Genomic DNA, 12,142 nt, shown 5'->3' on the forward strand with positions numbered 1-12,142 from the left:
ATCGCGCCTCTCAGATGTGACACCTGCCGACGTTGTCGGCGATCGAGCGCCAGCGATGGCCGTTGCGACGCAACAGGGCGTCGGCTGCAGCGGGGCCATCGCTGCCGGCGGCGTAGGAGGGCAAGAATTCGTCCTGCTGCGCGGCCCAGGCGTCTTCGATCGGGCCGATCAGCCGCCATTGCGCTTCGACGCCGTCGCGACGGGTGAACAGGGTCGGGTCGCCGCGCATCGCGTCGAGCAGCAAGACGGCGTAGGCGGAGGGCGGCTGGCCGGCGAAAGCCGAGTGGTAGCAGAAGTCCATGCTCACCGGCGTCGCTTCTTTCCCCATTCCCGGTTGCTTGGCGCCGAAGGCGAGGCTGATCCCCTCGTCGGGCTGGATGCGCAGGGCGATGTTGTTGGCGTCGACCGCCGCCGCGTTGGGAAAAAGGCCAACCGGCGGCTGCTGAAAATGAACGGTGATTTCGGTGAGCGGACGCGCGAGCCGTTTTCCGGTACGCAGATAGAAGGGGACACCGGCCCAGCGCCAGTTGTCGATGGCCAAATGCAGCGCCGCGTAGGTTTCGCTCCGCGAATCGCGGGCAACGCCATTTTCCTCCCGGTAGCCGGGGACCGGCAGGCCATCGATCGTCCCGGTGGCATACTGCGCACGCACCGTGTGCCTGCCGACCTCGTCGGGCGTCATCGGGCGGATGCTGCGCCAAACCTCGATCTTCTTGTCGCGGACGACGTCGGCGTCGAGCGATGCGGGTGCTTCCATGGCGGTCAATGCCAGGAGTTGCAGCAGGTGGTTGGCGACCATGTCGCGCAGCGCTCCCGATTCTTCGTAGTAGCCCGCGCGATGTCCCACACCGAGCGCTTCGGCGGCCGTTATCTCGACGTATTGGATATGGTGACGGTTCCACACCGGCTCGAAAAGCGCGTTGGCAAAGCGGAAGAACAAGATGTTCTGCACCGTCTCCTTGCCCAGATAGTGGTCGATGCGATAGACCTGTTCTTCGTCGAAGGCCTCGGCGAGCGTGGCGTTGAGGGCGCGTGCCGACGCCAGGTCACGACCGAAAGGCTTCTCGATGACGATGCGTACCCAGCCCTGCTGCACCCGGTTCAGTTCCGCGCTGGCAAGTTGGCGAATGATGAGCGGGGCGGCGCTGGGCGCGGTGGCCAGATAGAACAGACGGTTGGCGGCGGCGGGCGAGGGCTGTGCATCGAGGTAGGCTGCCAGTCGCTGGTGAGTTCCGGGGTCGGCGAAGTCGCCTTGCAGATAATGCAGCCGCACCGCGAATGCCGGCCATCTGTCAGCGGCGCTATTGGTCGCCTCGGTCGCCTCGGTCGCCCCGGTCGTCTCGGGCGAATCGGCGACACCTTCCCGCAGATGCTCGGCGAAGCTGTCGTCGGCCATGCGCTGGCGACCGATTCCCAGGACCTGGAAGTGCTCGGTCAGGCAGCCCTCGCAAGCCAGCCGGAAAAGCGCCGGGATCAGCTTGCGCCGCGTCAGGTCGCCGGTGGCACCAAAAATGATCACCGTGCACGGTTCGGCTGCGGGCAGCGGCGTGGCCGGCGCTGCGCGGGAAGTGGTCAAGTCGCCCTGAGGCGGAATGGGCGAAGCGGGTAACATCGCAGACATCGTTTTCTCCTGTCGAAAGCGTCCTGAAACGGGTGCTTCAGGAGTTGGGCGAGGGATTGAAGAAGATATCGACACCGCCGTCGGGCGTGATCCGACTTGCCGGAACAGGCGCGCCGTTGCGCCAGTTGCGCAGTGCTTCGTGCTTCCCTGTGCCATTGACCAAAAAGATCACCTGCCTCGCCTTGCTCAGCCGTGCGGGGCTCAGCGAGACGCGTTGCGGTGGTGGCTTGGGAGCGTCCAGCACGGCGATCACGGGCGGCAGCGTTGTCGCCCTTTCCCAGGCCTGTCCGGGAAACAGGCTGGCCGTATGACCGTCTTCGCCGAGGCCCAGGAGTACCAGATCGAAGTCACTTCCGCCGTTCATCCGGGCGACTTCCTGCGCGTAGCCGTGCGCTGCCTTTTCGGGGCCCAATTGGGCCGGAATCGGGTGGATTTGCCGGCCTGGGATGGCCACCTGATCGAGCCATGCGCTGCTCGCCATCGCGCTGTTGCGCTGCGGATCGGCAGGCGGCAGGCAGCGCTCGTCGCCGAAATAGATATGCCACGCCGACCAGTCTGTCCTGGCCGTGCGCAGTGCGCGGTAAACATTGCGCGGCGTCGTACCCCCGGCGAGAACGATGTGAAAGGCGCCACGCTCGGCGATGGCTCGCTGCGCGCTGATGACGATGGCGCTGGCGGCGGCCTTTTCGAGGTCGCTGCTGCTGTCGAACTCGTGCCAGCGGCGCCGCTGCACGGCGTTCAGCTCGGTTCGGCGTTGTTGAGCACGAGAAGCTACCTGCGTGTCGGCTCGACGTGGCCGCCGAAGCCCTCGCGCATCGCCGAGAGCATCTTCTCGGCAAAGGTATGTTCCTGGCGCGAGCGGAAGCGGGCGTAGAGCGCAGCGGTGAGCACTTCGGCGGGCACCGCCTCGTCGATCGCCGCCTGAACGGTCCACCGCCCCTCGCCGGAGTCCTGCACGAAGCCGCTGTAGCCGGACAGCTCCGGCTGCCTGGCGAGCGCCGCCGCGGAAAGGTCGAGCAACCAGGAAGTCACCACGCTGCCGCGCCGCCACAGCTCGGCGATCTCGGCGAGGTCGAAATCGTAGCGTTGATCGGTCGGCAGGGCGTCGCTGTCGGCGTTCCTGAGAATGTCGAAACCCTCGGCGTAGGCCTGCATCAGGCCGTACTCGATGCCGTTATGCACCATCTTGACGAAGTGTCCGGCACCGGCCGGGCCGCAATGGAGATAGCCCTGCTCGGCAGTGCTGCCGGGCGTTCTCCCTGGCGACGGCGGGATGCCGGAAGGACCTGGCGCCAGTGTCCGGAAAACCGGTTCGAGGCGTTCTGCCGCCGCCGCGTCGCCGCCCACCATCAGGCAATAGCCGCGTTCCAGGCCCCAGACGCCGCCACTGGTGCCGGCGTCGAGATAAATGATGCCCCGTTCGGCGAGCAGTCGCGCGCGGCGCACGTCGTCCTTGAAATAGCTGTTTCCACCATCGACGATGACGTCACCGGCGGCGAAATGGTGGGCCAGTTCCATCACCGTCGCGTCGGTGATCTCGCCCGCCGGGACCATGATCCATGCAACGCGCGGCGGCGTCAGCTTTTCCGCGATCTCGACCAGGCTGGCGACGCCTGTCGCTCCTTCCCGTTCGAGTTGCGCCACGGTTTCCGGCTTGGGGTCGTAGACCACGCAGTCGTGTCCCCCCTGCAGCAGTCGCCGCGCCATGTTGGCGCCCATGCGGCCCAATCCCAGCATCGCAATTTGCATCGTCATTACTCCTTGATCAGCAGGTCAATTGGCAAAGCGCAGGCGCGGACGAACGGCGCGGCTGGCTAGCCGCGCCGCCAGGCGTGGAAGCGTGCGACCCATGCGAGCAGCTTCTGCGGCGCGTGTGCTTTCTTCCAGTTGCCGGCAACGTACTTGTTGGCTTCGGCGAGTGTCGGGTAAATGTGAATGGTGCCGAGAATCTTGTTCAGGCCGATGCCGTGGCGCATGGCCAGCACATACTCGGCGATGAGGTCGCCGCCGTGCTCGCCGACGATGGTGACGCCGAGAATCCGGTCCTTGCCGGGGACGGTGAGCACCTTGATGAAGCCGTGCGCTTCGCCGTCGGCGATCGCCCGGTCGAGATCGTCGATGCCGTAGAGCGTCACTTCGTAGGGAATATTGCGTTCCCTGGCGTCGGTCTCGTTGAGCCCGACGCGCGCGACTTCGGGTTCGACAAAGGTCGCCCAGGGGATCACCGAGTAATCGGTCCGGAATTTCTTGAAGGGGTCGAAGAGCGCATTGACGGCCGCGTACCAGGCCTGGTGCGCGGCCGTGTGGGTGAACTGGAAGGGCCCGGCGACGTCGCCGGCAGCGTAGATGTTGGGGTATTTGGTTTGCAGGAAGTCGTTGGTCTCGATCGTTCGCTTGCTGGCGATGCCCAGCTCTTCGAGGCCGTAGCCGCTCAGGTTGGCTGCCCGGCCGACCGCCACCAGCAAGGCGTCGAAGGGAATACGCACTTCCTCGCCCTGGTGCTCGGCGAGCAGTATTTTTTTGCCATCTTCGACGACAAAGGCTTTCGCCTGGTGGTTGAGCAGCACGGCGATGCCTTCATCGCGGAAGCGCTTGGTGACCATTTCCGAGACTTCGGGATCTTCGCGGACCATGATCCGTGGTCCCTGCTGGACCTGTGTCACCTGCGCGCCGAAACGGGAGAAGGCCTGCGTCAGTTCGCAACCGATCGGGCCGCCGCCGAGGACGAGCAAGCGGCGCGGCAGTTGGCGCAGCTCCCAGATGGTGTCGGAGGTGAAATAGCCGACGTCGTCGAGACCGGGAAGCGACGGTACGAAGGGGCGGCCGCCGGTGGCGATGACGATGCTGCGCGTCGTCAGGCGCTCATGCTCGCCAGTGTTGCGCACCAACTCGACCTCCCACGGCGAGACGATCTTCGCGCTGCCGGCGATCACCTCGACGCCGAGTTCGGAGTAGCGCTCGGCCGAGTCGTGCGGTTCGACGGTCCTGATGACCCGCTGCACGCGCTCCATCACCTCGGCGAAATCGAATTCGGCCTTCGCTTCGCGGATGCCGAATTCCTGCGAGCGTTGCATGTGCGAGAGCAGCCTGGCCGAGCGGATAATGGCTTTCGAAGGCACGCATCCGGTGTTCAGGCAGTCGCCACCGAGTTTGTGTTTCTCGATCAGCGTCACCTTCGCCTTGACCGCCGCTGCGATGTAGGCGGTGACCAGTCCCGCGGAACCGGCACCGATGACGATCAGGTTGCGGTTGAAGCGTGCGGGTTTCTTCCACCCCGCATAGACCTTGCGCGCGGCGAGGGCGTCGACGATCTTCTTGGCGATCAGCGGGAAGATCCCGAGCAGAACGAAGGAAGCGACCAGCGCCGGCGAGAGAATCCCGGCTAGCGAGTCGATCCTGGCGAGCTGCGTTCCGGCGTTCACGTAAACCATCGTTCCGGCGAGCATGCCGAGCTGGCTGACCCAGTAGAAGGTGCGCGTCTTGAGCGGCGTCAGCCCCATCACCAGGTTGATGACGAAGAAAGGGAAGAGCGGCACCAGGCGCAGGGTGAAGAGATAGAAACCGCCTTCCTTGTCGATGCCGGCGTTGATTGCCCGCATGCGGTCGGCAAAGCGCTTCTGCACCCAGTCGCGCAGGAGGAAGCGCGACGCCAGGAAGGCCAGGGTGGCGCCCAGCGACGAGGCAAAGGAAACCAGCAGCAGGCCCCAGAAGAGGCCGAAAATGGCGCCGCCGGCAAGCGTCATGACCGCCGCACCGGGTAACGACAGGCCGGTCACGGCGACGTAAGCGACAAAGAACAGCAAGCCCGCCTTGACCGGCTGCGCGTTTCGCCAGGCCTCGATCGCCTCCTGCTGGCTCTTGAAGTGCTCGATGCTCAGGAAGCGCCCGAGGTCGAGAGCAAAATAGGCGACCAGCAGGCCGGCCAGTGCAGCAATCAGCAGCAGTCGTCGAGTATTCATGGGCTTTCCGATCTAGAGTGGTGCTGCTTTTCCTGATGAGGCTTTCAGCGACCCTGGGAGCAGCGTGAAACCGGTGGGGTGGCGGGATTTTGCCCGCTCCATAGCTTCCGTCGTCGCCAAATCCGGGCAACCAGGCAACCATTCCCCAGCCACCGTTATTGCGAGGAGGCGTCGCCGACGCGACTCTCAGCAAGCGATCAGCCGTTGCAGGTCGGCGCCGCGGCGACTTCGTCGCCGAGCGCACCGCCACAACTCGATCCCTGTCCCGCCGTGCAGCCATAGCAGTGCTCTGCGACGCGGATCGCTCGGCCTTCGAGCGCCGTCGCGCTGACCTCGCTGATGTGTAGCCGCGGCTGGCCGAGTGCGCCGGAGGGGAGACCGAGCGGCAGGCCGAGTTGCTGGTTGAAGTCGCAATCGTAGAGGTAGCCCTGCCAGTCGATCGACAGGAGGTTGCGGCACATCACGTGTTCGACGTTCTCGTCGCGATGGGCGCCGCGTAGCAGCTGCATGTAGCTGTTGAACTGACCCTTGGAGATCAGCATCGACCCGAAGCGCTGGATCGGCATGTTGCTGAGTGTGTACAGTTCGTTGAAAACGATGCCGAACTCCTGCCCGAGATGCTCGCGGTAGGCGGCGGCGAGCGCCTCCTGCGGCGGCGGCAGCGTCGGCCCCTGCGGGTTGAAGACCAGATTCAGGATCAGGCCGCTGTCGGCTGCCGCGTAGCCCAGCGCATTGAGGCGCTGCAGGCCGCGGATGCTGCCGTCAAAGGCCCCCTTGCCGCGTTGCCGGTCTACGTTCTCTTCGAGATAACAGGGCAGCGAGGCGACGACCTCGACGCCATGCATGGCCAGGAACTCGGCGAGGTCCTCGTGACCCGGTTCTTCGAGAATGGTCAGATTGCAGCGGTCGATGACGCGCAGACCGCGTTGCCGCGCGGCGACCACCAGGCGGCGGAAATGCCTGTTCAGTTCGGGGGCGCCGCCGGTCAGGTCGAGCATCTTGACTTCCGGGCTGGCGGCGATGAAGGCAAGCAGCGCGTCCACCGTTTCAGCGGTCATTTCCTCCTTGCGCTGCGGGCCGGCATTGACGTGACAGTGCACGCAGCTCTGATTGCAGCGATAGCCAAGGTTGACCTGCAGGGTCTCGACCGAGCGCCGGCTCAAGGCCGGAAAAGTGCTGATCGCGAGAAGGGGCAGGGTGGCGTGCATTTGGTTTTACTCCGGTTGATCGTCCTGCCTTGGTCGAGAGCAAGCGGTGTTTCCTTACAGCGCGCGATCAGAGGCACGCGAAGCGACCGTCAACACGCAGGCAGCGACGCACCCCCGACGTTTCGCTCTGATCGCGTTGGCCATCGAGAATGGCAACGAAGTTGGCGGGTCGGCACGGGCTCACTACCCTGACCCCGCTCCCTTCGCTAGGGTGCGAGAGCGGCTTCCGCCAGACCGGCCAAGGCCTGGCGCAGCTTCTCGGCGACCGGGCACTTTGCGACGCCATGGCGTTGGGCAAGGAAGAGGGGATCGTTGTAGCCCAGCCAGACCTGCGCGCTGTCGTCCTCCCAAATCAGCGCCTTGAGCGGCAAGTCGATGCCCACCGTTTGCGCACATTCCATGAACGGCGTCCCGCCTTGCGGATTGCCGAAGATGATCACCTCGGTCGGCCGTAACGACTTGCCGATGGTGGCCGCGCCCGCAGCGTGATCGACACGCGCGAAGACGGTAAGTCCGCGTTGCTTGACGACGTTCTCGAACCGGGTCATCGTCTCCGTCGCGCTGTACGGACTCTTGACGACCACCAGGCCGTCGGCAGCCGAGGCCAGCGAGACGAGGGCCATCAGGACGAGGGCGACGAGCGAGTGCAGGGTCTTCATGGAGAACTCCTTTCAGGTTGGCTCAGGCGTTCATTCACTATGCCAGCAAATCAGGGTTCCGAGAAGCGCCGCGCCGCGTCGTTCTCGACCACACTCTGTGCGGCGCACCGCGGTCGCGGGTCCGCCAGGCACTCACTTCGATATGGTAATCGGAAGATCGACGCCCTTGACTTCGCCGACGGCAGTCTGGAAGAGGTCGCCCAGCGTCGCGAAGTTGGCGCGGTCCCATTGCGTGTCGCCGACGCTGTAGCTGCGCCCGGAGAAGTCGACCGAGGCGATGGTCGTCGCTGGCGGCGTTTCAGAAATCGTGATGTGCAGCGCCGAGCGCGGATTTTCTGCGGTCGGCCCGGTGCGCGGGTCCGGAGCGACGTCGAACTCGGGAACGGCGCGCGCGCCGTTGGCGACGAAGGCCAACATCTGCAGCATGCTGCGCAGTTTTATTGCACCGCGAATGGCGAAGTCGCCGCCGGGGCCGTCCGGCCGGACATCGAGGAAGACGAAGCCACGCGGGTTGCGCTTGATCCGCTCGTTGAGCTCGAAACGCGCCTGATTGCTGAGCGACATCGGATCGACGTTCATCACCACCACGCGCCCTGCCTGAAAGCGCGCCAACTGGTAGCTGCCGTCGGCGGTCCGTCGCCACTGCAGACCCTCCTTGTCGGCATTGATGACGTCGGCCGCGCTCGGTGCGGTCTTCAACGCCGGCGCTATCGGTTCCTCGAAGACCAGGGTTCGCACGAATAGCTTGCGGCTGTCATTCAGCCAGCGCAGGTGCGTGGCGATGCGCCGGAACTCGGCGTATTCCTCGGGCCGCGACGGGTCGTTTCCGATGAAGCGGACGAAGCTGCCGTCGGCGTTCTGCACTTCGATCCCGGAAGCAAGCAGGCGCGTCACGCGGTCAATCGCACCCCCCTGGAAGACCAGAAACTCGAATGACTGGTCCTTGAACGGCGTTAGAACGCGCTCGGTGAACGCCTGTCCGGAGAGCGGATGAATACTGAAGGTCGGGTTCTCGGAGACGCCGGTGCCGACGTTCAGGCCGAGGAATCTGTCGCCCGACGTTCGGTGCCACTCGCCGCCGACACCAAGCGTGGTCGACCAGTTGAAGGTTGCGGCGATGGTCGAGGTCGAGGTGAAGTGCACCGGCTTGCCGTTGTCGGTGCGGGCGATGTTCAGCAGCAGCAGCTTCTGGTCGAGGCGGCTGGTGACTTCGTCGTAGCCGAGCACCTGCCGCTCCAGCACCGGTGGGCCGGCGCAGCCGGCGACGGCCAGAGCCAACAGTGCTGGAGCGGCGCTGCGAGCCATTTTGGCGAGCCCCGAGGTAGCGGTCCGTGGACTGGGGGATTTCATGTTGATGGTCTCCTTGGTGGCTTGGGAGCACGCCATGGCGAGCCAGTGAGGAGGTGCGACGCCTGGCGCCGCTAGAGCGGCCCAGGCGTTCACCCGTTCAGCCCGGCATCGGGTCGGCGTTACCGAGCGCCGTGGTATTCAGGCCGCCGTCGACGTACATGATCTCGCCGGTAATCGCGCTGGCCAGGTCGGAGAGCATGAAGGCGGCCGCGTTGCCGACTTCGTCGATGGTGATGTTGCGGCGCAGCGGCGCGTTATGGGCGTTGTAGGCGAGCAGGCGCGAGAAGTTGCCGATTCCGGAAGCGGCCAGGGTCTTGATCGGGCCGGCCGAGATGGCGTTGGCGCGGATGCCTTGCGGGCCGAGGCAGAAAGCGAGGTAGCGGGTGGCCGCCTCGAGGCTGGCCTTGGCGAGGCCCATGGTGTTGTAGTTGGGCAGGGTGCGTTCGGCGCCGAGGTAGGAGAGCGCCAGCAAGGCCGGATTGCGGCCTTTCAGCAGCAGCGGTCGGGCGGCCTTGGCCAGGCCGGCGTAGCTGTACGATGAAACGTCATGTGCGATGCGGAAAGCGTCGCGCGAGATGCCGTCGAGGAAGTCACCCTCGATCGCTTCGCCGGGCGCGTAGGCGATCGAATGCACCAGGCCTTCGAGACCGTCCCAGTGCTCGGCGAGAGCGGCGAAGAGGGCGTCGATGTCGGCATCCTCGGCGACATCGCAGCGATAGACCAGGGTGCTGTCAAACTCCGCAGCGAATTTGGCGACACGCGTTTCGAAGCGTTCGTTCTGGTAGGTGAACGCCAGTTGCGCGCCTTCGCGGTGGCAGGCCTTGGCAATGCCGTAGGCGATCGAGTGCTTCGACAGTACGCCGGTGATCAGAATGCGCTTGTCGGCGAGGAATCCCATGACTTCTCCCGTAACTAGAAGGGGTTGCGTTGGCAGCTTGGTGGCGAATCAGCGTAACCGACGCATTATAAGGGAATTGCATGGCTCGCCGTCCAAAAGCCCGCGCTCCGTCGGGCGTCGGCCGATGGTCAATGCTGCCCGCGGCCGCCACGGCAGCTGACTTCGCGGTAAACTGCCAGCCATGCCCGCCCTTCGCCTTGCCGTTCGACGGCTCCTCCGGCCTGTCCTTCTCCTGCTGTCGCTGCTGTTCCTGCTCGCGGCGTGCAGCAGCGAACAGAACGACCCTTATCCGCAGGCCGAGCGCGGCAAAAACATTCTCTATGCGGCATTCACCGACCGTCCGAAACACCTCGATCCGGTGCAGTCGTACAGCGAAGACGAGATCACCTTTACGGCGCAGATCTACGAGTCACCGCTGCAGTACCACTATCTGAAGCGGCCGTACACGCTGATCCCGGCGACCAGTGATGAGGTGCCGGTCGCGCGCTATTACGATGTACGGGGCGACGAGTTGCCGGCCGACGCGCCGGTGGCCGAGATTGCGCACAGCGTCTACGACATTCGCATTCGCCCGGGTATCCGCTACCAGCCGCATCCGGCCTTTGCCACCGATGCGGCCGGGCAGTCGGTGTATCGTGATCTTGACGCCGAGAAGTTGCGCGGCATCGATCAGATCGCTGATTTTCCCGACGCCGGCACGCGCGAACTGGTCGCCGACGACTATATCTACCAGATCAAGCGCCTGGCGCACCCGCGCCTGCATTCGCCGATCTTCAGCATGATGAGCGAGCGCATCATCGGACTGGGCGAACTCGGTGCGACGTTGCGCGAGGCGGCCAAAGAGATGCCGTCAGGCGCCTGGCTGGATCTCGATCGCTTCCCGCTGGCCGGCGTGACGCGCGTCGATCGGTACACCTATCGCATCGAGCTGCGCGGCAAGTATCCGCAGTTTCCCTACTGGCTGGCGATGCCCTTTTTCGCGCCGGTGCCGCGCGAGGTGGACCGCTTCTACAGCATGCCGGGGATGGCCGAGAAGAACCTGACGCTGGACTGGTATCCGGTCGGCACCGGACCTTTCATGCTCACGCGCAACGATCCGAACAGCCGTATGGTGCTCGAACGCAATCCGAATTTCCATGGTGAGACCTATCCCTGCGTCGGCGAACCCGGTGACGAGGCGGCAGGCTTGCTGGCCGACTGCGGCAAGCCCTTGCCGTTCATCGACAGGGCGGTTTTCTCACGCGAGAAGGAGGCGATTCCCTACTGGAACAAGTTTCTGCAGGGCTATTACGACGCTTCCGGGATTTCTTCGGACAGCTTCGACCAGGCGGTGCGTCTCGGTGTCGGCGGTGACGTGCGCCTGACCGACGAGATGCGCGACAAGGGTATCCGTCTGCTGACCAGCGTTCGTCCGTCGGTCTTCTATATGGGTTTCAACATGCTCGATCCGGTCGTCGGCGGTCTCTCGGAGGAGGCGACCAAGCTGCGCCAGGCGCTGTCGATTGCCATCGACCAGGAGGAGTTCATCTCGATCTTCATGAACGGTCGCGGCATCGCGGCGACCAGCCCCCTGCCGCCGGGAATCTTCGGCTATCTCGACGGTGAGGCGGGTAACAATCCAGTGGTGTACCACTGGGTCGATGGACGCCCGCAACGCAAGGCAATCGAAGTGGCCCGCAAACTGCTCGCCGCAGCCGGCTGGCCGAATGGTCGCAACGCCACGACCGGCGAGCCGCTGGTGCTCAATCTCGACACCACCAGCGGCGGCATGGGCGAGAAGTCGCGGCTCGACTGGCTGACCCGGCAGTTCGCCAAGCTCGATATCCAGCTGGTCGTTCGCTCGACCGACTTCAACCGCTTCCAGGAGAAGGTCCGCAAGGGTGCGGTGCAGCTCTACTACCTGGGTTGGAACGCCGACTATCCCGATCCGGAGAACTTCCTCTTCCTGCTCGACGGCACCGACGGCAAGGTCGCGGTCGGTGGCGAGAATGCCTCCAACTACGCTAACCCCGCGTACGACCGCCTCTTCGAACGGATGAAGAACATGGAAAGCGACGGGCCGCGCGGCGCCGAGCGCCTGGCCATCATCCGCGAGGCGATTGCCTTGCTGCAGCACGACGCGCCGTGGATCTACGGTTTTCATCCGAAGAGCTATACCCTCGGTCATAGCTGGCTGCACAACCGCAAGTCGACCGACGTCGGCAACAACATCCTCAAGTATCAGCGTATCGACGTCGCCCGGCGCGAGCGCTTGCGGCAGGAATGGAACGAGCCGGTGCTCTGGCCGCTGCTCGCCGCGTTGCTGCTGCTGGTCGCCGTGATCCTGCCGGCAGCGGTCGGTTATCGGCGCCGCGAGCGCGGGACCGCACGCTGATGGGGGTGCTGATGTTGGCCGCGATCGGCCTGTCTTGCCGCAACGGCGGTCCGTCGGCGTCGCTTGCGGTATA

9 protein-coding genes are annotated in these 12,142 nt (G+C 64.8%); 1 reads left to right on the plus strand and 8 read right to left on the minus strand.

The genetic code is table 11. The features are described 5' to 3' along the window. Nucleotides 1-10: 10 nt before the first annotated feature. The 8 genes from zwf to QZ634_RS02305 all read right to left on the minus strand — a co-directional run bounded on the left by zwf (nucleotide 11) and on the right by QZ634_RS02305 (nucleotide 9,695). Nucleotides 11-1,621, minus strand: a complete 1,611-nt coding sequence (gene zwf, locus QZ634_RS02270) for a glucose-6-phosphate dehydrogenase (protein WP_291985204.1) — start codon at nucleotides 1,619-1,621, stop codon at nucleotides 11-13. A gap of 37 nt (nucleotides 1,622-1,658) precedes the next feature. Beyond that, complete coding sequence (pgl, locus tag QZ634_RS02275; RefSeq protein WP_366145350.1) at nucleotides 1,659-2,354, minus strand: 6-phosphogluconolactonase; 696 nt, start codon at nucleotides 2,352-2,354, stop codon at nucleotides 1,659-1,661. Between the two features lie 38 nt (nucleotides 2,355-2,392). After that, a complete protein-coding gene (gene gnd / locus QZ634_RS02280; protein WP_291985206.1) occupies nucleotides 2,393-3,370 on the minus strand; it encodes a phosphogluconate dehydrogenase (NAD(+)-dependent, decarboxylating) in 978 nt (325 codons plus the stop codon). Nucleotides 3,371-3,435: 65 nt separating this feature from the next. Then, the gene (locus QZ634_RS02285) at nucleotides 3,436-5,580 is read right to left on the minus strand and encodes a bifunctional TVP38/TMEM64 family protein/FAD-dependent oxidoreductase (protein ID WP_291985208.1); all 2,145 of its coding nucleotides are present in this window, start codon (nucleotides 5,578-5,580) and stop codon (nucleotides 3,436-3,438) included. Between the two features lie 197 nt (nucleotides 5,581-5,777). Next, nucleotides 5,778-6,788, minus strand: a complete 1,011-nt coding sequence (arsS, locus tag QZ634_RS02290) for an arsenosugar biosynthesis radical SAM (seleno)protein ArsS (RefSeq protein ID WP_291985210.1) — start codon at nucleotides 6,786-6,788, stop codon at nucleotides 5,778-5,780. 206 nt (nucleotides 6,789-6,994) lie between these two features. After that, nucleotides 6,995-7,447, minus strand: a complete 453-nt coding sequence (locus QZ634_RS02295) for a DUF302 domain-containing protein (protein WP_291985212.1) — start codon at nucleotides 7,445-7,447, stop codon at nucleotides 6,995-6,997. A 132-nt stretch (nucleotides 7,448-7,579) separates the two neighbouring features. Continuing rightward, on the minus strand, nucleotides 7,580-8,797 hold the full coding sequence (locus QZ634_RS02300) for a hypothetical protein (RefSeq protein ID WP_291985214.1): 1,218 nt from the start codon (nucleotides 8,795-8,797) through the stop codon (nucleotides 7,580-7,582). A 97-nt stretch (nucleotides 8,798-8,894) separates the two neighbouring features. Continuing rightward, a complete protein-coding gene (locus QZ634_RS02305) occupies nucleotides 8,895-9,695 on the minus strand; it encodes an SDR family oxidoreductase (protein WP_291985216.1) in 801 nt (266 codons plus the stop codon). Between the two features lie 181 nt (nucleotides 9,696-9,876). On the opposite strand from QZ634_RS02305, the gene QZ634_RS02310 reads away from it, so the two are divergent. Beyond that, a complete protein-coding gene (locus QZ634_RS02310; protein ID WP_291985217.1) occupies nucleotides 9,877-12,069 on the plus strand; it encodes an ABC transporter substrate-binding protein in 2,193 nt (730 codons plus the stop codon). Nucleotides 12,070-12,142 lie beyond the last annotated feature (73 nt).

It is taken from the genome of Candidatus Accumulibacter sp. ACC007 (assembly GCF_907163205.1).
Classification (GTDB): domain Bacteria; phylum Pseudomonadota; class Gammaproteobacteria; order Burkholderiales; family Rhodocyclaceae; genus Accumulibacter; species Accumulibacter regalis.

What these genes read in the sequence shown, in the direction of transcription:
- zwf (WP_291985204.1), bottom strand. Translation starts at nt 1,621, where the DNA reads ATGTCTGCGATGTTACCCGCTTCGCCCATTCCGCCTCAGGGCGACTTG.
- gnd (WP_291985206.1), bottom strand. Translation starts at nt 3,370, where the DNA reads ATGCAAATTGCGATGCTGGGATTGGGCCGCATGGGCGCCAACATGGCG.
- QZ634_RS02285 (WP_291985208.1), bottom strand. Translation starts at nt 5,580, where the DNA reads ATGAATACTCGACGACTGCTGCTGATTGCTGCACTGGCCGGCCTGCTG.
- arsS (WP_291985210.1), bottom strand. Translation starts at nt 6,788, where the DNA reads ATGCACGCCACCCTGCCCCTTCTCGCGATCAGCACTTTTCCGGCCTTG.
- QZ634_RS02295 (WP_291985212.1), bottom strand. Translation starts at nt 7,447, where the DNA reads ATGAAGACCCTGCACTCGCTCGTCGCCCTCGTCCTGATGGCCCTCGTC.
- QZ634_RS02300 (WP_291985214.1), bottom strand. Translation starts at nt 8,797, where the DNA reads ATGAAATCCCCCAGTCCACGGACCGCTACCTCGGGGCTCGCCAAAATG.
- QZ634_RS02305 (WP_291985216.1), bottom strand. Translation starts at nt 9,695, where the DNA reads ATGGGATTCCTCGCCGACAAGCGCATTCTGATCACCGGCGTACTGTCG.
- QZ634_RS02310 (WP_291985217.1), top strand. Translation starts at nt 9,877, where the DNA reads ATGCCCGCCCTTCGCCTTGCCGTTCGACGGCTCCTCCGGCCTGTCCTT.